This is a genomic window from Chitinophaga barathri (assembly GCF_003807585.1).
GTDB lineage: Bacteria > Bacteroidota > Bacteroidia > Chitinophagales > Chitinophagaceae > Chitinophaga > Chitinophaga barathri.
This window is the reverse complement of sequence record NZ_RMBX01000013.1, coordinates 59,486-84,045: the sequence shown is the minus strand read 5'-3', so window position 1 is coordinate 84,045 and position 24,560 is coordinate 59,486. Positions and strand designations below refer to the sequence as shown.

23 protein-coding genes are annotated in these 24,560 nt (G+C 52.9%); 5 read left to right on the top strand and 18 right to left on the bottom strand.

Annotated features, from left to right (window positions below):
- Positions 1 to 52: 52 nt before the first annotated feature.
- Positions 53 to 7,075 carry a T9SS outer membrane translocon Sov/SprA gene (gene sov / locus EG028_RS22000; RefSeq protein ID WP_241559198.1) on the bottom strand — a complete coding sequence of 2,341 codons (7,023 nt, stop codon included), beginning with the start codon at positions 7,073 to 7,075 and terminating at the stop codon, positions 53 to 55.
- A 270-nt stretch (positions 7,076 to 7,345) separates the two neighbouring features.
- Positions 7,346 to 7,933 (bottom strand): Holliday junction branch migration protein RuvA, encoded by a 588-nt coding sequence (gene ruvA, locus EG028_RS21995; protein ID WP_120518573.1) that lies wholly within the window; start codon positions 7,931 to 7,933, stop codon positions 7,346 to 7,348.
- A gap of 93 nt (positions 7,934 to 8,026) precedes the next feature.
- On the opposite strand from ruvA, the gene EG028_RS21990 reads away from it, so the two are divergent.
- Complete coding sequence (locus EG028_RS21990; RefSeq protein WP_120518574.1) at positions 8,027 to 9,034, top strand: beta-ketoacyl-ACP synthase III; 1,008 nt, start codon at positions 8,027 to 8,029, stop codon at positions 9,032 to 9,034.
- 59 nt (positions 9,035 to 9,093) lie between these two features.
- On the opposite strand, the gene EG028_RS21985 is transcribed toward EG028_RS21990, so the two are convergent.
- The 3 genes from EG028_RS21985 to EG028_RS21975 all read right to left on the bottom strand — a co-directional run bounded on the left by EG028_RS21985 (position 9,094) and on the right by EG028_RS21975 (position 10,815).
- Positions 9,094 to 9,363 carry a hypothetical protein gene (locus tag EG028_RS21985; protein WP_120518575.1) on the bottom strand — a complete coding sequence of 90 codons (270 nt, stop codon included), beginning with the start codon at positions 9,361 to 9,363 and terminating at the stop codon, positions 9,094 to 9,096.
- 238 nt (positions 9,364 to 9,601) lie between these two features.
- Complete coding sequence (locus tag EG028_RS21980) at positions 9,602 to 10,297, bottom strand: NUDIX hydrolase (RefSeq protein WP_120518576.1); 696 nt, start codon at positions 10,295 to 10,297, stop codon at positions 9,602 to 9,604.
- Positions 10,298 to 10,320: 23 nt separating this feature from the next.
- Positions 10,321 to 10,815: a DinB family protein gene (locus EG028_RS21975; RefSeq protein WP_120518577.1), complete on the bottom strand. Its 495-nt coding sequence runs from the start codon at positions 10,813 to 10,815 to the stop codon at positions 10,321 to 10,323.
- A gap of 72 nt (positions 10,816 to 10,887) precedes the next feature.
- Here EG028_RS21975 and EG028_RS21970 point away from each other — a divergent pair, with 72 nt between their 5' ends.
- Entirely contained in the window at positions 10,888 to 12,108 is a 1,221-nt protein-coding gene (locus EG028_RS21970; protein ID WP_120518578.1) for a trans-sulfuration enzyme family protein, read from the top strand.
- A 97-nt stretch (positions 12,109 to 12,205) separates the two neighbouring features.
- Positions 12,206 to 12,652 carry a GNAT family N-acetyltransferase gene (locus tag EG028_RS21965; RefSeq protein WP_120518579.1) on the top strand — a complete coding sequence of 149 codons (447 nt, stop codon included), beginning with the start codon at positions 12,206 to 12,208 and terminating at the stop codon, positions 12,650 to 12,652.
- A gap of 51 nt (positions 12,653 to 12,703) precedes the next feature.
- On the opposite strand, the gene EG028_RS21960 is transcribed toward EG028_RS21965, so the two are convergent.
- The 4 genes from EG028_RS21960 to EG028_RS21945 all read right to left on the bottom strand — a co-directional run bounded on the left by EG028_RS21960 (position 12,704) and on the right by EG028_RS21945 (position 15,202).
- Positions 12,704 to 13,087, bottom strand: coding sequence for a hypothetical protein (locus EG028_RS21960; RefSeq protein WP_120518580.1), 384 nt, complete (start codon positions 13,085 to 13,087; stop codon positions 12,704 to 12,706).
- A gap of 56 nt (positions 13,088 to 13,143) precedes the next feature.
- Positions 13,144 to 14,049 (bottom strand): ACP S-malonyltransferase, encoded by a 906-nt coding sequence (fabD, locus tag EG028_RS21955; RefSeq protein ID WP_120518581.1) that lies wholly within the window; start codon positions 14,047 to 14,049, stop codon positions 13,144 to 13,146.
- Positions 14,050 to 14,162: 113 nt separating this feature from the next.
- The gene (folE, locus tag EG028_RS21950) at positions 14,163 to 14,768 is read right to left on the bottom strand and encodes a GTP cyclohydrolase I FolE (RefSeq protein ID WP_120518582.1); all 606 of its coding nucleotides are present in this window, start codon (positions 14,766 to 14,768) and stop codon (positions 14,163 to 14,165) included.
- Positions 14,769 to 14,788: 20 nt separating this feature from the next.
- Positions 14,789 to 15,202: a 6-pyruvoyl trahydropterin synthase family protein gene (locus EG028_RS21945; RefSeq protein WP_120518583.1), complete on the bottom strand. Its 414-nt coding sequence runs from the start codon at positions 15,200 to 15,202 to the stop codon at positions 14,789 to 14,791.
- Between the two features lie 60 nt (positions 15,203 to 15,262).
- On the opposite strand from EG028_RS21945, the gene mqnB reads away from it, so the two are divergent.
- Together mqnB and EG028_RS21935 are read left to right on the top strand one after the other, a co-directional pair.
- A complete protein-coding gene (mqnB, locus tag EG028_RS21940) occupies positions 15,263 to 15,910 on the top strand; it encodes a futalosine hydrolase (RefSeq protein ID WP_120518584.1) in 648 nt (215 codons plus the stop codon).
- 274 nt (positions 15,911 to 16,184) lie between these two features.
- The gene (locus EG028_RS21935) at positions 16,185 to 16,979 is read left to right on the top strand and encodes a 1,4-dihydroxy-6-naphthoate synthase (RefSeq protein WP_120518585.1); all 795 of its coding nucleotides are present in this window, start codon (positions 16,185 to 16,187) and stop codon (positions 16,977 to 16,979) included.
- Between the two features lie 21 nt (positions 16,980 to 17,000).
- Here EG028_RS21935 and EG028_RS21930 read toward each other — a convergent pair whose 3' ends face one another.
- The 9 genes from EG028_RS21930 to EG028_RS21890 all read right to left on the bottom strand — a co-directional run bounded on the left by EG028_RS21930 (position 17,001) and on the right by EG028_RS21890 (position 24,334).
- Complete coding sequence (locus EG028_RS21930) at positions 17,001 to 18,299, bottom strand: cryptochrome/photolyase family protein (protein ID WP_120518586.1); 1,299 nt, start codon at positions 18,297 to 18,299, stop codon at positions 17,001 to 17,003.
- 9 nt (positions 18,300 to 18,308) lie between these two features.
- A complete protein-coding gene (locus EG028_RS21925) occupies positions 18,309 to 19,112 on the bottom strand; it encodes an aminotransferase class IV (protein WP_162946606.1) in 804 nt (267 codons plus the stop codon).
- 41 nt (positions 19,113 to 19,153) lie between these two features.
- Positions 19,154 to 19,810: a 3-oxoacid CoA-transferase subunit B gene (locus tag EG028_RS21920; RefSeq protein ID WP_120518588.1), complete on the bottom strand. Its 657-nt coding sequence runs from the start codon at positions 19,808 to 19,810 to the stop codon at positions 19,154 to 19,156.
- Between the two features lie 5 nt (positions 19,811 to 19,815).
- On the bottom strand, positions 19,816 to 20,508 hold the full coding sequence (locus tag EG028_RS21915; protein WP_120518589.1) for a CoA transferase subunit A: 693 nt from the start codon (positions 20,506 to 20,508) through the stop codon (positions 19,816 to 19,818).
- Positions 20,509 to 20,527: 19 nt separating this feature from the next.
- Positions 20,528 to 20,995, bottom strand: a complete 468-nt coding sequence (locus EG028_RS21910; RefSeq protein ID WP_120518590.1) for a DUF4296 domain-containing protein — start codon at positions 20,993 to 20,995, stop codon at positions 20,528 to 20,530.
- Positions 20,996 to 21,919, bottom strand: coding sequence for a type IX secretion system protein PorD (porD, locus tag EG028_RS21905; protein ID WP_120518591.1), 924 nt, complete (start codon positions 21,917 to 21,919; stop codon positions 20,996 to 20,998). It lies immediately after the preceding gene.
- Positions 21,912 to 23,117 carry a bifunctional phosphopantothenoylcysteine decarboxylase/phosphopantothenate--cysteine ligase CoaBC gene (gene coaBC, locus EG028_RS21900; RefSeq protein WP_120518592.1) on the bottom strand — a complete coding sequence of 402 codons (1,206 nt, stop codon included), beginning with the start codon at positions 23,115 to 23,117 and terminating at the stop codon, positions 21,912 to 21,914. Before coaBC ends, porD begins: the two co-directional genes overlap by 8 nt.
- Positions 23,118 to 23,190: 73 nt before the next feature.
- Positions 23,191 to 23,532 (bottom strand): DNA-directed RNA polymerase subunit omega, encoded by a 342-nt coding sequence (locus tag EG028_RS21895; RefSeq protein ID WP_120518593.1) that lies wholly within the window; start codon positions 23,530 to 23,532, stop codon positions 23,191 to 23,193.
- The gene (locus tag EG028_RS21890) at positions 23,501 to 24,334 is read right to left on the bottom strand and encodes an outer membrane protein assembly factor BamD (protein WP_120518594.1); all 834 of its coding nucleotides are present in this window, start codon (positions 24,332 to 24,334) and stop codon (positions 23,501 to 23,503) included. Before EG028_RS21890 ends, EG028_RS21895 begins: the two co-directional genes overlap by 32 nt.
- Positions 24,335 to 24,560 lie beyond the last annotated feature (226 nt).

Genomic DNA, 24,560 nt, shown 5'->3' with positions numbered 1-24,560 from the left:
GGGAATCCAAATGGTTTGGACTCCCCGTTGCCGCATTGCTGCTGTTAAACGTTTATTGCGCCAGCATGAACCGGAGCGTAAGACCGCCGCGCGTATTCGTTACCGGGTACGCGGTGGATATCACCGGGATGGTCTGGCGTCGGTCGTAGAAGAATTTGATATTAAGACGGTTGTTCACCACGTAATCTATCGATGGCGCGATGCTCACTACTTTCTGGCCGCTGGTGGGTATCACCAGGTCTGCGTCCAGCCTGTTGTTCACGGTCTTATCGTCGCGGAAGCTAAGGTCCAGCCTGAAGTTCAGATCGTTTTCGAGGCGTTTGCCGCCGTCTTTCCCGATCTTGATCGGCATGGGCAGGCCGCGCACGCGGTATCCGCCGCCCACGGTGATCTCGCTGGAGCGCATTTCGCTCAGCTGGTAATCGATCAGGCTGAGGCTGAGGGTACGGCTTCTGCGGAAACCAATGCGCAGGTTCAATGAATTCGTAAAGGTCATGTCCGCTTCCAGCAGGGGTACGAACGACTCGGTGATGGTGAGGTTCGGCACCAGGAAGTATGGCACGTAGTTACCGCTCACACTGTCCCTGAACGCGGGATAACCCAGGATCAGCGGGTCGTAGAATACCAGTGCTGTATTGTAGGAATTCATGCTCAGCAGGCCGGTATACTGGTGCGTAAGCGTGAAGTTCGTCAGGAAGTCCGTAAATGGCTTGATGCGGCTCAGGCCGTTATAGCTGATGCGCCAGTTGGGGCGCGGCAGGATGTCTTTGAAAGGATTGGACCGTACGTTTTTCGCATAGTTCTTCAGCAGCGGCGCTTCTTCGGGCGTAGTGCCGGTGTAAGCCGCCAGGAACGCGGGAATGAGCACGTCCTGCGCATAACGGCCGTAACCATACCGGTAGGTCGGGTCTTTCGGGTCGTATTTGGGCAGGCTCGGGTCCTGGCTGTACGGGTTTTCATTGCCAAGGCGTTCGGATACCCGCTGGCGGAAGCCTTCGAAGTTTTTGAAAGTCTGCGAGATGCCGTTTTCCGTATCGATCTTGCCCCACATGGTCTTGATCGCAATGAAGGTGATCTCAAAACCGCCCGCATCGTAAGGGTTCAGGTGATTGAATATGCCGTTCCCGATCGTATCCTTGAACAGTTCCGTATGCGTTTTGGAGAATGATTTCGTCAGGTTGAGATCGATGCGCAGATCCCGTACCGGCTCCAGTTGCGCCTGGATGTCCAGCTTTTGGGTGAACTGCTGCTGGAACTGGATGTTGAACAGCGTGTCCGGGCTCAGCAGGCCGCGTTTGGAGAAGTCGTCCATAAACGCTTTGTCCGGCTGCTTGCCGAATGTGAAAGCAAGACCCGGCGCCATAGACTGCCAGTTCATACCTACGATCTTGGTACTGTCCAGGTAGCCCGGCATACGGGTGCCGGAGTTTTCGGAATAGTTCACATTCACGCGTTTCAGTGCCATCACCACGCGCATCAGGCCTTTCACAACGGGACTGATGCCGTCATCTTCTTCTTTTTTGTCCTGCTGCTGTTTCTGCGCCCCGGGGGTATTGCTCATTCCGGGTGGTACGTATTCGCCTCCTGAAGCTGCGTTCGCATTGATCTTCCGCAACCATTTATTGCGGTTGTACAGTTCGTTGAATTTAAATTCCGCGGTCAACGTCTTCTGGTTGGAGTTCTCAATGGCGTTACCCAGGTAAGTGGCCAGCCTCGAAGCGCCTATCCAGCGGTATTCGGTAGCATAACTCAGCGCCACGTTCGTCCAGCTGAGGGCCGGCACTTTGGCGGTGGGCAATGTATACGTAACGTTGGCATTCTGGAAATAGTTGGTGGTACGGCCGCCCTTCCAGAAGTTCTGGCTCACGGAATCTTTTTTCGCGCCGGTGTTGATCCTGCCCGCGGGTTCGTCTATGCGCGAGTTGTTCACGGCATTGAAGTCGAACGAAAGGTTGCGGGAAAGGTCCCATTTCAGGGAATAATACCGGTCGAATCGGAAGTACTTATCGTAGGTTTCCTGCAGCAGGAAGCCGCCGCCGCCGATATTGCGCATACGGGTGGCGCCGAACTGGCGCGTGACGTCCGCCCGGAAACTGATCAGCGTAGGCACGTAGTTGAAGTTAAAATCACGCAGCAGCGCCAGCCAGGGGCTTTTGCTTTTGATCAGGCCCTTGAGCGGCTCGATGAATTTCTGCGTGCCTGCATAATTATAACCAAGGCCCCCGCGGTGACGGGTGAGCACATCGCTTTGTATCTGCGGGTTGTGGCGGCTGATCTGCGAATAGGAATAACTCACATCGAAGTTCTCGATATCCCAGAGGCGGTTCTTCTTTTTGTCCAGCGCCATTTTACGCACGTTGGTAAAGTTGAGGCTGGTGATGGAGGTAAAGTCCTGCGCGTTTTTCCTGATGGAGTCGCGGGATTCCCTGTCGCGGGCCAGCGCCAGTTTATCTTTCAGTTTGATGTCCAGGTCGTACGGATCGTATTCGGGATTGCTGGTGGTCTGGGAATAACCGGCGTACACGGGTACTGTCACGCCTACGCTCTTTGGCAGCAGCTTGCCGAGGTCCAGGTTCGTGGCGATGTCGTATTGCAGGAAGTTGTCCCTGAAACGGTCATTTACGCGCTGGTCTATATTACCGAAGCCTGCGGTGTGCATATTGCCGCTGAAGGTGAGGGTACCGAGGTCGGACAGGCCGAGGTCCACCCTGGCGAGGGCAGCATAGCCGCCTTTTTCATCCAGGCCGGTGAGGCGCAGCTCGTTGAACCATACTTCCGTGCACTTGGGCAGGCCGTCATCTTTCGGGTTCAGCACACCGATCATGACGTTGCGCACATCGCCAAGGCTGGGGTTACCCACCACGGACAGTACATTGGCGCCTTCGCGTTCTTCGTAGGGAATGAGCGGGCTGGCCCCGTTCATGTTACGGGTCTGTTTGAGACGGGCAAATTTGTCCAGGTCCAGGTCCACATCGTTTTCCACCGGCCATATTTCAGTATCCCGGGCGGAGCTCCAGGGCGTTACTTTCAGCGGGATGCGGTATTCGTAATAGTTTTCGGTGAAGTCGCTGCCCACGCGGATGATGGCTTCCAGCTGACCGTCTTTCAGGGACAGCGGGTCGCTCACGGCTTCCGCGTGCAGGAACATCTGGAGGCGTTTATACTGGCGGAGGTCGAGCGGCACGTTTTTGTACATGGCCCTTACCTCTCCGTCTTTCAGGTTACAGATCTGCGCGGACAGAGACTGTTCGTTCAGCAGGATATTCGTACTGTTAGTGCTCAGCGTGTTCTGGCGCAGGATGCCGGGAGGCAGTACGTAGGGGATCGGCTGGCGTTTGGAGTTTTCTTCAATGTTCACGGCGGAAGCATTAAAGACGGTGTTCTGGTCCACGGGAATAGGATCGCCGGGCTTCAGCTCGTACAGGTAGCGGCGCCATTGGTTGCGCACCAGGTCCAGTTTGGCAAAACGCAGTACCACAGAATCCTCGAAGCCGGTGAGGAACATACGCATGAAACGGATGCTTTTGAAGTCCGGTATGTTGCCCACTTTCCGGTCGTATTGCGTTACCGGTACTTTAAACTGGTACCAGGTCTGGTCTGCCTGCTGGCCGTTCGGCAGGGTTACGCGGGTCACGAAGCGGTCCACCACGTAATTGCTGCCCACCTGCATGTCCGGCTTCATCTCCACGCGATACTGGAAATATTCTTCCGTTTCGTTCATGGTATTATCCCGGTTCAGGTCTTCCGACTCGGGGTAGTTGGTGGCGGCGTTGGAGAATTGTGAGTTGTCGTTGGACACGGGCGAGTTACCGTCTGGTCCGTTGATTTTTTTATAGCGGCCGAGGATGTCCGTTCTCGCGGCGTCGTAAGCCGGGTCGCGATACCATCTATAATCGTCGTTGGACGGGTCGTTTGCCACATTCTGGAATGCGGGGGACCCGGTGCCGAACACCGCCGCGAGATCCTGCAGGTAGCGGGCGCGGAAATGTTGTTCGTCGCTGTTTTCCAGGCCGTCAAAACCAACGTCCTGGTAACGGCGGATGGCGGGATCGTTGTCGAACGCCTGCGTGATCTGCTGCTGGAACTTCGGCACGCGGCCCCAGTTCGAGGAGTCCACTTTGTTCAGGTCCGTGTTCGGATCGGGCAGGCCGTTCTCAAAAGATTTGCGGGAATCTTTCAGCACGTCTTCGGACACGTTACCCAGGTTGAAGTACAGGGAACCGCCGCTGCTGCCGGGATTATTAAAGAACGGATCGGGGATCCAGAATTCGATGAATTCGATGTTTGCCGTTTCGAAGTCACTGTTATCTATGGCCCGCATGATACCGCCCCAGCGGGTGGTGGGGTTCCTGAGCCTGCCCTGGGGGGTGAGCGCGCCGGCGGTGGCTTCGAAGTTATACGGGCCCTTTTCTTCAGGGTAATAAGCAAGGTCGAGGGTGCTCAGCTGGCTCTGGCCGAAGTCTGTAGAGCGGTTGGGGAATACATCCCTTTGATAGATGAGCCTGGTGCGCGGATCGGATTGTGAAGCGTCCGTTACGCCGGGCGGCAGGTTGGGCGATTTCGGGATCTGCAGCGTAGGCTCGATGATGTACCATGCCAGCAGCGCCCTGTTTTTACCGTAAGCCAGCGTATCGTTGAATGCGGCTTCGGGGAAAAGAATGTTGCCGTTCGCATCCGTCGCGTCGCGCGGGGTGGAGGCCAGGCTCCAGGCGGTGGCGGGGAACTTCAGGTCGTAACCGTTGCGGGCGCCTTCGAAGTCGTCTATCATTACCTGGCCCTGTTTGCTGCCCGGCTCGTTCACCAGCTTGCTATGGCCGGGGAACAGGCGGGCCACCTCACCGGTAAAGTTGATGGTGGCGGGCTGCTGGGTCTGGTAATTGGGCAGCTTGTCCAGCATACGGCTAAGGCCGCGCCATTCGGAGATATAATTTGCATCCAGGCCTACCACGGTATTATTGATCGGGTCATCCCCGTAATTCACTTTCTGGTAATAAGGCCTTTCGCTCATCCTTACGACGGTACCGCCGAGGTTCAGCTTATCGTTCACATAATAATCCAGCCGGGTGCCCATGTAATTGCGCACCTGCTGGCCAAACAGCGCGTTGTTCTCGAACTGTACGTTGATAGGTACGCCGGAGCTGAGCACACCGCCGTTGATGATCTTGATACGGCCGAGGTTGTAGTCTATGATGAAGTCCACATCTTCACGCAGCTGCTGCCCGCCGGCCGTAACGGTTACGGAGCCTCTCGGGATGTTCAGCGCGTTCAGGGAGATTTCGGAGGAGTTGGCGGATTTATAGGAACCCCGCAACAGGTATCGGTTCAGGTTCGGGAACTGCTGGGCGATCACTTTGATGGAGTCGTACAGCGTGTTGTACATATATTGTTTCTCCAGCACGGGATTGCCGCCGAACACGGGCCTCAGCGCCTCGCCGAACGGCTCCAGCACGGGGAACATGATCTTGCCGTTCTGCGGGAAGATGGTGTAACCTTCCACATAGTCAAACACACCGTCCGGTTGGGGGTCGTTCTGGTTATTGAGGCGGTCCAGGTTCAGCAGGGTGATGATGGGCGCGCCGGAATACTGGCCCTGTGCATCGGGCAGGTAACGTTTTTCACTGGGGGCGCGGGTATCCGTGCCCGGGTCTTTATACAGTACGTCCAGCTTGAAATCCGCGCGGTTGATCTGGAACGCATCCGTGGAGTAGATGTTTTTCATCATCAGGTCCCAGATAGGCAGCGTGGGCCTCGCGGAGGTGGCTTTCAGCATTTTCAGGAACAGGATACGCTGGTTCGCGGAGTTGTTCTGATCCGGCGGCACGTCCTGCGAAAACTCACCCACCTGGAAAACTTTACCATTGTAGGTATACTGGAAAGCGACCGCCAGTACTTCATCCGGTTGCAGCTGCTGCACCAGGGACACAAAACCGATCTGGCGGTTCACGGTATAGTCGGTGGAGTCCAGTTTGCGGGCGAAGGTCTTTTCGAAGTCCTGCACCGGCTGAAGGCCGAGGCCCAGCAGGCGGCTCACTACGGTGCCCGTATTGCGGGCTCCGGGGTCGCTGATCAGGTTCTGGTACAGGTCGTTGGACATTTGGTTGTCCGGCAGGCGGCTGCTGGTACGGCTCTGGATGGCCGTGTTAAAGGGCCTGTTTTCACCGATATCCATCAAACCCACGATATCTCTCGTATCGGTCGTGGCGCCTGATTTATTGGTCACCCACACCTCGATGCGGGTGATGTACGCCTGGGTGCGGATCACGGGCAGGGTGGCCATCGCGTAGTTGAAGGTATCGCGGAAGAACTGGCTGAGCAGGAAGTGCCGGTTGTCCTCGTATTCATCCGCCCTGCGCACAAAGTCCGTCACGCTGTTCCCGCCGCGCAGCACCATGTTCTGTTTCTGCGATTTCTGGTTACTGAGCACGCTGGTCATGGTAAGGCGGCCGAACTGCAACTGGGTTTTGATACCAAAAAGGCTTTGCACCCCCGGGATGAGGGAGCTGCTGAGAGGGAAACTCACGTTGCCCGCTTCGATCTTTTTGATGATCTCGTCCTGGTAGCCGGTATATTCCAGTTTCACCTGGTTTTCGAAGTCGAACGTGGACTGGGTGTTGTAGTTGGTGATTAGTTTGAGTTTCTCCCCGATCTTGCCCGTCACGTTCATATTGATGTCTATATCGAAGTCGAAGCCGCCGTTTTTACGGGCTCTTTCCACCAGTACGGGGTTTTTAACGTTCTGGCCCTGGTAACCGAAAGTAAGTCCGAGGGAGCCCTGTGGTTTGATGTCCACTTTGGTGCCGCCAAACACGCGGTCGAAGAGTTTATCGCCGTAATAAAGCTGGGGGGCGCCGGCGCGCTGGTTCAGGTTGCCGATGGTATTGGCCCTTTTTTGCCAGTAGTCCCTTTCGCTCTGGGCGGCCTGGAGACGGTAGAAGTCGCCGAAACTCATGACGGTGGGCTGGCGGTAGAACTGGTTGCCTATTTTTTCGGAGACGATATATTGTTTGGTAACGGGATCGTATTCTACATTTTTCTGAATACTGGCGGGGTCCTTAAGGTCGATGGCATTGCGCACGGGGTCCGTTACCGAAGTGCCCCTCCTGTCTCGGATGGGATACTTCAGTGTATCCGGTTTAGCAGTCGTATCTGGACGATTGGTTATATCAGTTTCTTCCCCCTTCTCCTCAATTCCGCTTATATTTCTATAGGTATATCCCGAACTGGTTCTGTTTCTGGCGGCCGATTCAACAATGATAAAAGATACAACACCTATTACTGCAAGTGCACCATAGTATTTCTTTCTTGCCAAGCGATCTTAGGTTTTATAGAGGTCAAGGACTTAAATTTATAAATTTTTAAGGGATTTTTTGATAAGTGCCTCCAATTCATTCAATTGTGGCTCGGCTTTGAGGACCCTTTGTATTGCCTGCTCAGCCATGTTGCGGGCTATACCCAAGGTCACCAGTGCATTTAACGCATCATCCTGTATTGTATTGTGGGTATTAACAGATAAATGTAATATATCTTCCCGGTGTTTTTTCATTTTGTCTTTCAGCTCAAGAATGATGCGCTTGGCGGTTTTCGCCCCTATTCCCTTCACTCCTTCCAGCATCTTTTCGTTTTCCATCAGGATGGCCCGCTGCACATCGTCCGGCTGCAGGGAACTGAGCATCATACGGGCCGTGGTGGCTCCTACGCCTGAAACGCTGATCAGTTGGAGGAACATGGCCCTTTCCGCATCGGAAAAAAAGCCGAACATGGTGTGGGCGTCTTCCTTGATATGTACGTAGGTGAGCAGTTTACAGTTGTCCATAGCCTGGATCTGGCTCCAGGTATGGAGGCTGATGTGTACCTCATAACCTACCCCGTTTACATCGAGGTGCACGAGGGTGGGCGTTTTGTGGGCTAATTTGCCGTTCAGGTATGCGATCATATGGGAATTATCTGCGGGCGAAATTAACTTATAAATATAATTATTCGTTTAAGTCGTATTTTTACGCCCATTTAAATAACTTATCCGAACAATATGAGCAAAATTACAGCCGCTATAACGGCGGTGGGTGGGTATGTTCCCGACTATGTACTGACTAACCAGGAATTGGAGAAACTCGTAGAAACAACAGATGAATGGATCACGACCAGGACCGGTATCAAGGAAAGAAGGATACTGAAGGGAGAAGGTAAAGGTACCTCCGAGCTCTGTGTACCTGTGGCCCTTGAAATCTGCAAAAAAAGAGGCATCACCCCTGAAGATATAGACCTGCTGATAGTAGCGACCGTTACGCCGGACATGGTGTTTCCCGCCACTGCAAACGTTGTTACGGATAAGATCGGAGCCAGGAATGCCTTCGGGTTCGACATCAGCGCCGCCTGTTCAGGCTTCCTCTACGCGCTGGACACAGGCGCCAAATTCATCGAAAGCGGCCGCTACCAGAAAGTATTGATCATCGGGGCGGACAAAATGAGCTCCATCATCGACTATACAGACCGTGCCACCTGCATCATTTTTGGCGACGGCGCCGGCGGCGTGCTGCTGGAGCCTAACACCGACGGCCTCGGCGTGCTGGACAGCGTGCTGAAAAGCGACGGCCATGGCAGGGAATTCCTGAACATGAAAGCCGGCGGTTCCGCAAGGCCCGCTTCCGCTGAAACCATTGCCGGCCGCGAGCACTACGTATTCCAGGAAGGCAAAACCGTATTCAAATACGCCGTGGCAAACATGGCGGATGCTGCCCGCAGCATCATGGAACGCAACCACCTCACCGCGGACGATATCGCATGGCTGGTGCCCCACCAGGCAAACCTGCGCATCATCAGCGCCACGGCGGATCACATGGGCGTGCCCACCGAAAAGGTGATGATCAATATCCAGCGTTATGGCAATACCACCGCCGGCACCATTCCTTTATGCCTCTGGGATTGGGAAAATAAACTGAAAAAAGGCGACAACCTTGTGCTGGCAGCCTTCGGCGGCGGCTTCACCTGGGGCGCCTGCTACGTGAAATGGGCCTACAACGGGAACGGTACCCACTAATACGAACTTACCTCAACATGATATAAAAAGTGCAGGCCGGGAAGGCCTGCACTTTTTGCTTAGAAAAAATCCGGTTCCTCGTTTATGTAAATATCAGAGCGGTAAAAGTCATACAGGTCCGTTCCGCAGAACGGGCAATATCGGATATTGATGCGCTTCACGACTTTTTTTTGCCCTGCTTTATATCCCGGGGTAAGGTAAAAGCGGTAGATATTATACACATCCATCCGCTGATCAGGGTCGCTTTTCACCACGCGGAGGTTAAAGCCTTCTTCACGGGATACTTCATGTCTAATGCCAAAACGGGCACAGCAGTATTTATGATCCATAGGCGTGCCTTTATCATAGTCAGGTTAATATTTCTGCAATGGGTCCTGTAATTGGAGAGTGTACAGTGTCAGTTTTCATAACAAAAATAAAAGATCGCTATGGGGCATGCAACATGCTGTTGCTTCCATTGAACACATGGGTGTAGTAAAATAAGCGTATAAGGGCCTTTCGGTCAAACAAACACATAAGCGTAAATTGGGACAACAGAAATAGGGCGGTAATGGTTCCGGGAAAAAGTTAAATTTCAAACACCAGGCCGTGCTGGGTCAATGCATCATATTTCAACCTGTCAAACCTGTAAAGATGCGCGCCTTTTTTGGACGAGCTTTTGTCTTTTTCTTCGAGTTTTTCCAGGATATCCATTGCCAGGATCTTCTTCCTAAAGTTACGTTTATCCAGCGGACGCTGGTAGATTTCCTCGTATAAATTTCTCAATTGGGGAAGGGTGAACTTCTCCGGCAGCAGCTCAAAGCCGATGGGGTGGAAATGCGCCTGGTCCCTCAGGCGGGTGAGGGCGTCGCTGAGCATTTTGTTATGGTCAAAGATCAGTTCGGGTATCTGGTGGAGGCTGAGCCAGTGGGCGCCGTGGGCGTTGGCCAGCAGGCGGTCGTGCTCGCTGATGCGGATGAGGGCGTAATATGCGATGGATATTACCCGGGCGCCGGTATCACGGTCCGTATCGCCGTAGCTTTGCAGCTGGTCCATGTAAATGTCCTGGATGCCGGTGGTCTGCCGCAGCACCCTGATGGCCGCATTGTCCGTGCTTTCGCCTTCCTGCACAAAACCACCCACCAGGGACCAGGCCCCTTCCATAGGGTCCACTTTCCGCTTGATAATGAGGAGCTTGAGCTTTCCGTCTTCGAAGCCGAAGATGATACAGTCTACTGCTACCAGGTGCCGGGGGACGTTTCCGTAAAAAGAATCAGGACTCATAATAAGCGTAAAATACAGGTAATTTATTTTTTCACACGCGTGTATTCTATAAAATCCGTTGCCGGGATCTTTGTTACCCCCAGCTGGCGCAGCATGGTGACCAGCTGGCCGCGGTGAAAGGTGGAGTGGTTAAACGCGGTGAAAATGGAATTTTCCACGGCTGATTTGCAAATGCCTTTCACGGGGTGATGATACTCAATGGTATGGGCCAGTTTGGCATCGGAAGCCGTCATGATAAAATCTTTCAGCTGTTCGCTCTGCCTGCTGAAGCGTTGGGCAAACTCAGGCCAGGCGCCTTCAAAATCCCTGGCCGGGGGAATTACCGGGCTGGCCAGCTGCAGCCGCTGGTGCCAGATGCCTTCCACGTCCCAGATATGGTACACCGTGGCGCGGAGGGTGGGAAAGCTGCTCCCGAGGTCCTTATCCAGCTGCTCCGCGGATAACCCGTTCAGCACCGCCAGCAGCCGCTGGTTCGCCCAGATGTTATACATAGCGTACCGCAGTAGGAGTTCCCTCATCTAATTCTTATTTTTACAAGGTAAATTCATTAACAAGATAGTCATAACAGGAAAACAATCAAATAGCCAGTAATGAAACAGCCACCGCTTTCCGGATTCAGCTCCGTGTGCGTGCATGCAGGTCATGAGCAGGACCCGAGATATGCCCACCTTACACCCATATACGCTTCCTCCACCTATGTGTACGACTCCGCCGAACAAGGCATGCGCCGCTTTGCCGGGGAAGAAGATGGTTATATCTACACCCGCTGGGACAGTCCTAACTTCCGCGAAGCGGAAGAAAAGATCGCCGCCCTCGAGGCTTTTGGCCTTACCGGAGCGGACGGCAAGCCCCTGCTGGTGAAAGCCAAGCTGCATGCTTCCGGTATGGGCGCGCTTTCCACCCTCTTCCTGGCGCACCTGAAATCCGGTGACAAAGTGATCTCCCACTATTCATTATACGGCGGCACGGAAGAATTGTTCCGCAAAATATTGCCCCCGCTGGGCATTGAAGCGGTCATCGTGGACATGCGGGACCTGGAAAAGACCACCGCCGCCATCAAAGCCGATCCTTCCATCAAAATGATGTACCTGGAAACGCCCGCCAATCCCACCCTCCGCTGTGTGGACCTGGAAGCGCTCATCGCCATTGCGCAGGAACACAGGCTGGTATCCGCCGTGGACAATACTTTCGCCTCGCCTTACCTGCAGCAGCCTTTTGCTTACGGGGCGGATTACGTGTTTCACAGCACCACCAAATTCCTGAACGGCCACGGCACCGCCATTGGCGGCGTACTCGTGGGCAGGGACATCGAGATGATGAAAGGGCCGGTGGAAAAGGTACACCGCCTGCTGGGCGCGAACAGCAACCCGTTTGACTCCTTCCTGCTCACACAGGGTATCAAAACGCTGGAAGTGAGGATGGAACGCCATTGCCACAATGCCATGGAAGTGGCCGGTTTCCTGGACGGGCACCCCGCCGTGGCGCAGGTGAATTACCTCGGCCTTACGGACCATCCCGATTTTGCAATTGCCAGCAGGCAGATGAAACATGCGGGCGCCATGATGAGTTTTGAACTGAAAGGCGGGCTGGAAGCAGGAAAACGTTTCATCGACCGTTTGCAGATGTGCCTCAGGGCCGTATCTCTCGGCACCTGCGACACCCTCATCTGCCATCCCGCTTCCATGACGCATTACAGCGTGCCTAAAGAGCTGCGCGAGAAATACGACATCACGGACGGGCTGATCCGCGTAAGCGTTGGTATTGAATCCGTAACAGACATTCTGAACGACCTGGACCAGGCCTTACAATAATACGCAACACTATTACCGGGCGGACATATACGCCCTCCCGATCATTGTAACAACGCCCGCGGCAGGCAGGGCATGAAAAATATTACGAACGACCCATATGATCACAATCAGGAAAGCAGAAAAAAAAGATTGCCCGCGCATGATGGAACTGGTGCGCGAGCTGGCATTGTATGAAAAAGCGCCGGAACAGGTAACAGTTACGCCGGAACATTTCGAAGAAAGCGGGTTTGGCCCAAACCCTGTATGGTGGGCCTTCGTAGCCGAGTCGGACGGGGTGATCGTGGGCATCGCCCTCTATTATATCCGTTACTCCACCTGGAAAGGCAGCCGCATGTTCCTCGAAGATATTGTAGTGACGGAGAGCTTCCGCGGCAAAGGCATCGGCAAGCTGCTGTTTGACAGGCTGATGGTGGAAGCAAAAGAAAAAGCTTTCTCAGGCATGGTATGGCAGGTACTGGAATGGAACGAGCCGGCCATCAACTTTTACAAAAAATACAACGCGAAGTTCGACCCTGAATGGTGGAACGCCAGCATAGAATTCTAATAAAAAACGGGGCTGACCAGATTGGCCAGCCCCGTTTTATCATGCAATATCTTATTGCCGTTCAAATTCCAGCGTCTCCGGCAACCCGCCCGGGTCTGTAAAAAACCGGCCGATGATGAAAGATCTGCTGTCGTCCCCCATTTTAAAATAACACTTCTTATCGCGGGAGCGCAGTATCAGGCTATCCCCTTTCAGCGTATAAAAATAGATCCCCGATTCATTTACGCGGCCTGAGTTGTCAGGCGGTTTGCGGGTCTGAAAATAAAAACTCTTTTCTTCCGCAAGGTCTTTATTGGGCAATCCGTCGGTAAACACGATCACTTCCTGTCGCTGCGTGGTTTCCAGCCATCTTTCTTCACTCTCAGATTCTGGCTTGCTGCAGGCGGTCAGCACAAGCGGCCCTGCAATAATCAGGGATAAGGATTTAAAGCGCATCACGTTCGGTTTATATCAGTGAAACGGTTCCCCGCAGGGAATAGTTACATGATAATTTATTTCACTACTTCTTCCGTACCAGTGCTGATGCCGTCTGTCACCGCCGTCTTGTCGATCTTGGCAATGAGGCCCTGTAATACTTTGCCCGGGCCTACTTCGGTGAAACGGGCAGCGCCGTCCGCGATCATGGCCTGTACACACTGCGTCCAGCGAACGGCGCCGGTGAGCTGCGTGATCAGGTTCTGTTTGATCTCCGCGGGATCGGTTACCGCTTTGGCAACCACGTTCTGATAAACGGGGCAATGCGGTGTATTAAACGCGGTAGCTTCAATCGCGGCTTTCAGTTCTTCCTGTGCGGGAGCCATCAGCGGGGAGTGGAAAGCGCCGCCTACGGCCAGTTCCATTACCCTTTTGGCGCCGGCGGCTTTCAGTATCTCCATAGCGCGGGCAATGCCGGTTTTGGTACCGGAGATCACCAGCTGGCCGGGACAATTATAATTCGCGGGCACTACCACATCATCTGTAATAGCGGCGCAGGCTTCTTCTACTTTAGCATCGTCCAGCCCGAGCACTACGGCCATGGTGGAAGGCACCAGCTCGCAGGCTTTCTGCATGGCGTTTGCACGGATGCTTACGAGGCGCAATGCGTCTTCGAACGCGATGGCGCCGTTTGCCACGAGGGCGGAGAACTCACCGAGGGAGTGGCCGGCCGTCATATCTGGTCTGGGATTGTTCAGGCACAGGAAACCGATCACGGAATGCAGGAACACAGCGGGCTGCGTCACCTTGGTCTGTTTCAGGTCTTCTTCAGAACCTGTGAACATAATGTCCGAAATACGGAAACCCAGGATATCATTGGCTTTTTCAAAAAGCTCTTTGGCGCGGGGATCGTTGTCGTAAAAACTTTTACCCATTCCGGTAAACTGTGCTCCCTGACCGGGAAAAACGTAAGCGTGCTTCATTGATATGATTAATTATCAGGTGGCAAATATATATAAAAAATTATGGTTTAACCCGGCATCGGTATTTAACCGGGTCAAACCATAGGAAAATTTCTTTTTGTTCAGCGGGCCGTTTAACGGCGGTACATGAGGTCTGAACTGATCAGTTTCATGAATTCCGCGCGGGTGGCGCCATGTTCAAACTGGCCGCTGAATGCGGAAGTAGTGGTTACGGAATTTTGTTTCTGCACGCCGCGCATCATCATACAAAGGTGCTGCGCTTCAATCACCACGGCTACGCCCTGCGGCTCCAGCGTTTCCTGGATGGCATCCAGTATCTGGTGCGTGAGGCGCTCCTGCACCTGCATACGCCGGGAAAAAATGTCCACCACGCGGGCGATCTTGCTGAGACCGGTGATATAACCATTAGGGATATACGCCACGTGCGCTTTCCCGAAGAAAGGCAACATATGGTGCTCGCACATGGAGTACAGTTCTATATCTTTCACGATCACCATTTCGCTGTACGATTCGGTGAACTTGGCGCTGTTGAGTATTTCCTTGGCGTCCTGCTGGTAGCCCTGTGTGAGGAACTGCATGGCTTTAGCCACCCTTTCAGGGGTCTTGAGCAATCCTTCCCGCTGGGGGTCTTCGCCCAATAACTGTATAGCTTCCGTATAATTCCTGATCAAGCCGGACGTTACGTTGTCGTCGTACGATTCTTCCTTGTTGTAAGCCATGTCTTTGCGTTATAGTTCGGTTATTTGCCGCCGAAGTACTCCACGTAAATCTTGGGAGTTTCATGCAGTTTGATGCAGTGCAGCTGCACTGTACCCGGCAGATGTTGTTCCAGTTGTTCCCAGATGGCGATCGCTACGTTTTCGGCGGAAGTGAATTTATCTTTCATAAAATCCACATCCATGTTGAGATTTTTATGGTCGAGTTTCTCCACGATCACGTCTTTGATCAGTATGCCAAGGGTTTTGGCATTGAACACGAACCCGGTTTCAGGATCGGGCTCGCCTTTAATGGTTACGTGCAGCTCATAATTGTGGCCATGCCAGTTATCATTGGCGCATTTTCCGAACACTTCCAGGTTCTGCTCCTTGCTCCACTGCGGATTGAATAACTTGTGTGCCGCATTAAAATGCTCCACGCGCGTCAGATAGATCATCTTAGTCTGATAAATTTCTGCAAAAATAAAGCAATTCAATGAGAACCGTACTTTTGCAGGATGAAAGTACTCGTTGCCGCTGCTACGCAGGCGGAGGTAAAACCGCTGCTGGACTGGCTGGAAGAAACAAAAACACCGGATGTGGAAGTGCTCGTCACCGGTATCGGGATGGCCGCCACGGCTTATTCACTGGGCAGGTATTTTGCGCTGAACCGCCCCGGTATTGCCATCCAGGCGGGGATTGCGGGTAGTTTCCGGCATGAAAGGCCGCTGGGCGAGGTGGCGCTCATTACCCGGGAGGTGTTTGGCGATCTTGGGGCCGAAGACCATGGCCAATTCAGCGATTTATTCAAAATAGGCCTCTGGCGGCATGATATGCACCCGTTTACACATCACTATTTAATCAATCCCTTAACCCTTTTCCCCGAAAGCCTGCAACCGCTGCCGCAAATGACCGGGGTGACGGTCAATACCGTGAGCGGAGAAACCGCCACCATCGAAAATCTTAAACAGCTGTACAACCCTGACGTTGAAAGCATGGAAGGCGCTGCTTTTCATTATGCCTGCCTCATGGAAGGTATTCCTTTCCTCCAGTTACGTGCTGTTTCAAATTATGTGGAGATCAGGGACAAAAGCAAATGGAACATCCCATTGGCAGTGAAGGAGTTAAATACAAAACTAAAGGAACTGATCCTTCAATTGACGTGATATCCCTCCGCCGGGGCCCCACATCCACCTGATAGCATATTAACCGCGTCAACGCCGGATCAAGTCCGCCTCATCTCCACCTCAACTCCGCTTTGCCTATATCTATCCTATAGCTACCATAGCTGCTTCCCGGTTATTCCCTGGTCCTTGCGCAGTCCTTCCCGGGCAAAAGGCAAAATACTACCACATCGGACCCTGCGGGATTACCTCAGGGTAAGCGCCCGGGGGCTATTGTGCCATTTCCTTACATTTGTACCGTCAAAAACACCAACAGATGAACCTGAGCCTTGGATTTTCACCCTGCCCGAACGATACTTTTATTTTTGACGCCCTGGTAAACGGCGCCATCGATACTTCCGGTCTTCAGTTCGACACGAAGCTGGAAGACGTGGAAACCCTTAACCAATGGGCCGTTCAGGGCAAACTGGATATCACGAAGCTTAGTTTCGCCGCCGGTCTTAAAGTATCCGATACATACGAGCTGCTGAACAGCGGCAGCGCGCTTGGCCGTGGCTGCGGCCCGCTGTTGATCGCCCGGGAAGCTGTGCCGCTGGAAAAGGTAAAGGATCTGAAAATCGCCATACCCGGCGCTTTTACCACCGCCAACCTGCTGTTTTCCATCGCATTCCCGGAAGCGGGGAACAAACAGGTAATGCTGTTTTCCGATATCGAGCAGGCGGTATTGTCCGGCAAAGCGGACGCAGGGGTGATCATTCATGAAAACAGGTTCACCTACCAGCAGAAAGGTCTTGTAAAACTGATCGATCTCGGTGAATTCTGGGAAACAAAAACGGGCCAGCCTATTCCCCTTGGCGGCATTTTTATCCGGAAAGACATACCGGCGGAAGTCCGCGCCAAAGTGGACCAGCTGATCCATCAGAGTTTGCAACACGCCTATACGCAATACCCCACCCTCTCCCCTTATGTAAAATCACATGCGCAGGAAATGGATGAGAACGTAATGCGCCAGCATATTGATCTCTATGTAAATGAGTACAGTCTAGACCTCGGAACAAAAGGAAAGGAAGCCGTGGAGAAATTAAAGGAGATGGCGGCGCAACAGGGTTGAGGCATGTAAGGTATTAAACATTCATTTTTTCAAAGCCTTCCCATACACTTCCAGCGCCCGTTTCCGCGCCACTTCATGTACCACCATAGGCGCGGGATAAGTCAGTTCATCCACTTCCGGCACCCACTTCCGGATGTATGCCATGTCTTTATCGAACCGTTGCGTTTGTAACGTGGGATTAAATACCCTGAAATAAGGCGCCGCATCGCAGCCGCTGCCTGCCGCCCATTGCCAGCCGCCGTTGTTGGACGCAAGGTCGTAGTCCAGGAGTTTTTTCGCGAAATAAGCTTCTCCCCAACGCCAGTCGATCAACAGATGTTTGGTCAGAAAACTCGCGGCGATCATCCGCACTCGGTTGTGCATAAAACCGGTGGCCTTTAATTCTCTCATCCCCGCGTCCACAATGGGATAACCGGTATTCCCCGCGCACCAGCGTTCAAACTCTTTTTCATGGTTGCGCCACTGTATCCTGTCGTATTCTTTTTTGAACGATTCACCCACCACATGCGGGAAGTGCCAGAGGATCATCTGGTAAAACTCACGCCAGATCAGCTCGTTCAGGAAGGTTTCATTCAGCTGCCTGGCTTTCGCCGCCAGCTGCCGGATGCTTACGGTGCCAAAACGCAGGTGGACACTGAGGCGACTGGTGCCCTGCTGCGCTGGGAAATCACGGGTCTGATCGTAATGACGGATCAGCGCATCTTCCGGGTCATCCGGCGGGAAGTTCCGTTCAGTGGGCTCAAAGCCGATCTCGCGGAGCGTGGGAATGGGTATGGGAGGCTGGCGGTGGAAATGCTGTTTATATTTTTCCACTAGGTAGGATTTCAGCTGGAAGCCGTCCAGCCTGGATTTCCATTTGCGGCTATATGGGGTGAACACCGTGTATGGTTCGCCGTTATCTTTCACCACTTCTCCTTTGTCGAAGATCACCTGGTCTTTGTAAGTGTGAAATGCGATGTTCTGTTCCCCCAGTTGTTTTGCTACAGCTGTATCACGCTGGCGGGCGTAGGGTTCGTAGTCGTGATTGGTGTATACGGCGGCGATATCATAGTGACTTACCCAGGCCTGAAAGGCTTCCTCCGGCGTACCGTGAAATACATGCAGGGTACTGCCTGCTGCCTGCAGTTCTTGCTGCATACGGATCAGGGCGTCGTGGATGAATTGCAGGCGGCGGTCCGCTTTGTCTTCCAGGTCGCGAAGGATGTGCGTGTCAAAAACAAACACAGGCACTACCGGCAGGCCGCTGCGCAGGGCATGATAAAGGGCGGCATGGTCGTGCAGGCGTAGATCTCTGCGGAACCAGCATAATACTACCTTCATGGGCAAACGTTAAAGCATGGATTCGTACAGCATTTCGTGCAGGATGGCGGAAGTGGCGTTGCCATAACTGCTGTTCCTGAAGCGGCCTACCCAGCGGATACCGTAGATAGCGTTTGTCAGGAAAATTTCGTCGGCGGTTTCCAGGTCCCTTACTGTCAGCGGCTGTTCCGTGATCCTGAAAGGGAAGTCCTTTTGCAGCAGGTGTTTCCGCATCACGCCGCATACGCCGCCTTCGGTTAAGGGCGGGGTATACGCGTTGTTGTTCCTTACGATAAAAATATTGGCGATGGTACTGTCCGCCACACGGCCATGCTGGTTGAGCAGGATGGTTTCGTTCACCTGGTGCTGTTTGGCGTACAGGGCCGCGAGCACATAAGGCAGGCAGTTATTGGATTTGACATTGGCGATCTTGTCGCAGCTTTTTACCGCATCCGGGAAAATGTCCAGCAGCAGGCCCGTTGAATTAAGCTCGAAGATATGTTCCGGCAGTTCCCAGCATTGAATGATGAAGTGAGGGGTATGATCCACGGGATCGTACAGGCCGGTGCCTGCCCGCCATACGGTGAGGCGTACCCGTGCGAGATCGCTGACGCTGTTCAGGCGGCAAAGCTCTTTGATGAGGTTGGCGAAATAGTCTTTTGTAAAATGTGCGGGTATGTGAAAATGCAGGAGATGCAAACTAGCGATCAGCCTTTCGAAGTGAAGGTCTGCCAACAACAGTTGCCCCTGGTACACTTTCATGGTTTCAAAACATCCGTCGCCATACCTGAAACTGCGGTTATCCACGGTCAGCAACGGCTTATCTCCCGCCATGAATTTTCCGTTATAACACAATTGCATACTGAAAGTTACGATTATAAAACCATTTCGGGAACATCCCCTTCAACTATCAGCCGGCCTGCGGTTTTTGCTTTTATTTCTTCTACAGTCACGCCCGGGGCACGTTCCAGCAATTTAAAGCCCTCGTCCGTTACGTCCAGCACGGCCAGTTCGGTTACGATCTTTTTAACACAGTGAACGCCGGTAAGGGGCAGCGTACATTGGGGCAGCAGTTTGCTTTCACCTTTGGGATTGGTATGCATCATGGCCACGATAATATTTTTGGCGGAAGCCACGAGGTCCATCGCGCCGCCCATGCCTTTTACCATTTTACCGGGTATTTTCCAGTTGGCTATATCCCCGTTGTCCGACACTTCCATGGCGCCCAGTACAGTAAGGTCCACTTTGCCTGCCCGTATCATGCCAAAACTCTCCGCCGAATCGAAGAAAGCGCCGCCCGGGAGAACGGTCACCGTTTCCTTGCCCGCATTGATCAGGTCCGCATCCATCTCTTCTTCGGTGGGGTAAGGCCCCATGCCCAGCATCCCGTTCTCGCTTTGCAGCATGATGGAAATGCCCGCCGACACAAAGTTGGACACCAGCGTGGGTATCCCGATGCCAAGGTTCACATACATCCCGTCCCGCAATTCCTGTGCAATCCGTTTTGCAATGCCATATTTATCGAGTGCCATGGTGTTTAGATTTTTACGGTTTTACGTTCAATGCGTTTCTCATAATTGCCGCCCTGGAAAATGCGGTGTACATAAATGCCCGGCACATGAACCGCGTCCGGGTCCAGCTCACCGGGCTGCACCAGGTGCTCCACCTCCGCGATCGTGATATGGCCGGCCTTCGCCATGGATGTGCTGAAATTGCGGGTCGTTTTCCTGAACACCAGGTTTCCCAGCGTGTCGCCCTTCCATGCTTTTACGATGGAAAAATCCGCGTGCAGCGCCAGTTCCATCAGGTAGTCCTTCCCGTTGAAACGGCGCGTTTCTTTACCTTCCGCGATCTCCGTACCGAAGCCTGCGGGCGTAAAAAAAGCGGGAATGCCCATCCCCGCCATGGCTATACGCGTAGCCAGCGTACCCTGCGGAATAAGGTCCACTTCCAGTTCCCCGGACAGCAGCTGTCTTTCGAACTCGGCGTTTTCGCCAACGTAGGAAGACATCATTTTTTTGATCTGTCTTGTTTTGAGAAGGAGCCCCAGCCCGAAATCGTCTACCCCTGCATTGTTTGAGATGCAGGTCAGGTTTTTCGCGCCGCTGCGCACGAGTGCGCTGATGCAGTTTTCAGGAATGCCGCAAAGGCCAAAGCCTCCGAGCATAAGGGTTGCGCCGTCAGTAATTCCGGCGATGGCTTCATCGGCGTTAGCAACTAATTTCTTCATGTTTTGGTGTTATATCGGATCAGGGTAAAATCAGCTTCAGGCTGTCCGGGCTGGGCCAGAACAGTGAGTCGCGGCGGGTGCGGCCTCCGGCGGCCCTTGCTTCCCGGTCTCTTTGCGCGGTTTCTATCGAATCCATTACTTCGCGTTTGCGTTTCACGATCTCGCCCATTTCTTTATAAATGGATTCAAACCGGTCAGGATGGGATTCATAGAACTTGTAGCTGCGGGTGAACTCTTCTCGGGTAACGCCATGCAGCTGGAGTATCTGGGTATAATAGGTCTTTACTCTTTCTTCTCTCACCGTATCCGATACCCTGGCGGTATCCACGACCTGGTCGCGGCCTACCACATCCGCATAATTCATATCGAGCAAAATATCCCGCATCTTGTTTTTCGGCAGTACGTCGGACGGCGTGCGGTCCGCGTCGCCGCAGGCCAGCATTAAACCCAGGAGAAATAATCCGGCCGTTTTTCGTATGTTCTTCATTTATCTTAATTGCTGATATTTATTCGCATTCGGCACATCCAGCGCGGAGAGCAATTGCCCGGCGCGTACTTTTTCCTGTGGCGGCGCTTTGGAAAACACTTTCAGCAGTTCGTCGCTTTTGGCCAGGAAAAACTGCTGCACGATCATCGAGTTCGGCTGGTCCGCATTGATGCCCGAAAGCATATTCAGGCAGTTCATGATCGCCGCGCGGCCCTTGTTCACATCTTCATACATCATATCCAGCCCAAGCCGGTGATACTGGTACATGACGTCGTGAAAGGCACTGAACTTTGTATTCAGCAGGTTGTCCTGTATCCAGTAACGGTTCCGGTTGCCTTCAAATGCTTTCCAGCCGGAAATGTCTTTTCCGTCCGGCGCATTATTTACAATATTAAGGGCTTTTTTAAAGAAAACGTCGCCGCCGCGGGGTGAAAATGAATCCGCGTCAAGGCCGATAATGATGTAGTTGTAAAAGGCGAGGATGGCGGTGAGATTGGATTGCAGGGGACTGTTGCCCACGATGCGCTGCTCGTTGAATTCCAGCGGCTGAAACTCCACGTACTGGAACACCACGTTCGGGTCCTGTATATTGAGAATGCTGGAATTATAAGCGGAATTGTACACCGGGCGCGCAGCCTGTATGGTCAGCGAAGCCCTGAAAGTATTATTGCCGAGTGCTTCGGATACGGTCAGCAGGAAGTTGCATTCTATCCTTTCGCCGGGGGCATACGCATCATCAGACCAGCGGCGGTTGTTGATAAACTCCGCCATGGCCGTCTGCAGGGTGTTGAACACTCTCCTGTCCGTACTGTTCCCCAATTGCGGGCTGGGCTGAACGGAAACATTGGCGCGAAGTTCCTGTGCGTCTGCCGGTAAAAAGCAGGTGAGCAGGCATAGGCAGGAAAGCAAAATCTTTCTAAGCATGTTGCAATTCGATTATAGCCTTTACGATATTACGCGCCACATCCTGCTTGGATTGCAGGGGGAGCGCCTGCTCGTTGCCGTCGCGGCTGAGCAGTGTAACTTTATTCGTGTCATGGTTAAAGCCCGCTCCCGGATCGTTGAGGGAATTGAGCACGACCATATCCATGTTTTTGTCGTTCAGTTTTTTGAGCGCATATTCCTTTTCGTTGTTGGTTTCCAGCGAAAAACCCACCAATACCTGCCCGTTCTTTTTGCTACCGCCGATCGTTTTCGCGATATCAGCCGTTTTTTCCAGCTCCAGGTTCATATCGTCATCTTTCTTTTTGATCTTTTTATCCGCTACGTTGCGCGGCCGGTAATCCGCCACAGCGGCCGCCATTACGATAATGTCCGCCTGCGGCGCAAGCGCCGTGCACTGGTCGAACATGTCTTTGGCGGTGATCACGCGGGATACGGTGATGCCGGTATGAAGAGTGGAAAGCGGCGTGGGGCCCAGCACCAGCTGCACGGAAGCACCTGCATCGGCAAGGGCTTCAGCAAGGGCGATGCCCATTTTGCCGCTGGAATGGTTGCTGATAAAACGTACCGGGTCTATCGGCTCCTGGGTGGGGCCGGCGGATACCAGGGCGGTCTTACCTTTGAGCGGCAGGTCTTTCACAGGTTCCCGAAAAAAGGAATATAGGAAAGACACGATGGCTTCGGGCTCAGCCATCCGGCCTTCGCCAAACAGGCCGCTGGCCAGTTCCCCGCGGTGTACGGGCAGCTGGCGGTTGCCATAACTGATGAGCCAGGCCACGTTGGCTTTAGTGGAGGGGTGCAGCCACATGTCTTCGTCCATGGCGGGTGCGAACAATACCGGGCAGGTGGCGGAAAGATATACCGCCAGCAGCAGGTTGTCGCAGATGCCGCCGGCCATTTTGGCGATGGTATTGGCCGAAGCGGGGGCTACGAGCATTACGTCCGCCCAGCGGCCGAGCATCACATGGTTGCTCCAGCTGCCGTTTTCGCTGACGTGTACGCCGACTTCATTTTTCGAGAGGGTGGAAAGGGTGAGCGGGGTGATAAAATCACAGGCGGAGGGGGTCATGATCACCTTCACCTGGGCGCCTTCCTTCACGAGCAGGCGCACAAGCAGGGCTGCTTTATAAGCCGCGATGCTGCCGGATACGCCCAATAGAATTTTTTTCCCTTGTAACATGGTGGCAAAACAAAAGCGGCAGAACGATATATTCTGCCGCTATGAAGTTAATATTTTTTCGATAACCGATGGATCAGCTGTACAGATCGTCATCGTTCTTACGGAAGTAAATTTTGTTGTCCAGGAACTCATTGGTAGCCTGGATGGCGGAATTGGCCAATCTTTCGTAAAAACGGGAGATTTCGATCTGCTCCTTGTTCTCATGCACTTCTTCCAGATTGTCCGTATGGCTGGCGAACTCTTCCAGTTTGGAATGCAGTTCTTCCTTTACGGTAATGTTGATCTGGTTTGCCCTTTTGGCAATAATGGCAATAGACTCATACAGGTTACCGGTCCTGTTCTTGATATCGGTGGTGTTCCTGGTTTCTACCCAGGGATTGATGCTACTGGTTAGACTTCTCTTTATTTTGCTCATTTTCCAGGGATTTGATGTTATTTTTTGCTAAGGTAAAGTATTTTTCGGCATCTGTCTTCAGTTTGCTGGTCGGGTAGCGGTCTGAAAACTCCAGATACTCTGTCAAAACGGTTTCGTAGCGTTCTTTCTGGCGGTAATAAACGCTGTTTTTGGCGTACAGGTAGTAGGATTTGATGGCCATGTACTTGTAACTGTCGCTTTTTTCCGAATCGGGATAGGCCCTCATCAGGCTTTTGAAGCTTACGCCGGCGGCCTTATAGTGGCCCAGTTCGTAATACAGCTCGGCTGCATTGAATTCCTTCTGTTCCAGTTTCCTCCTCAGCAGGTCTATCACCACGTTTGCCTCCGCGGATTTCTCGGAGTTGGGATAGGTATTGATGAAGGTCTGCATGGCGGCAATGGCTTTCATGCTGTTGGTCTGGTCCAGGGCTACTTTGGGCGATAGTTTGTAATAACAATATGCCTGCTGGTAGTCGATTTCCATTGCCCTGGGGCTGCTGGGCAGCGCGTCAAGGTAGTTTTTGAAGTGGAAAGCGGCCTGGGTATAGTCTTTCAGGTAGAAAGAACAGTAGGCGTACTTATAATAAAGCGGCTCGAATTTGTCAGTTCCTTTAAAAATGGGGATCATTTCCTCATATAAGGTCTGTGCTAACTGGTATTTTTTCTTTTCGTACATCTTGTCGGCGTACGCAAGTTTTTTTTCCAGGTCATTGCTTTTTTCGATCCTCCGGAGCTCCCTGTTACAGGAGGCGGAAACGATGATAAGGGCCATCAGGCCGGTATATAAGAGAATTTTCCTCATAAAAAAGAATCGCAAAGGTACGAATTAAAAGCAAATTATGGTAGGAACGAAGAAAGCGGCAGTTAAAATTTTGCAAAAGTGCTGAAAATAAAGCCCTTTGAGGTTATCAACATATTTACCCACACTGTTCACATTTTATTCACACATAACTCACAAGTATCCACAGGCCCTGTGAATCAACCCTGTTCAAAGCCGTTCTGTGAGGCATTATACTCCTGTGGAAAAA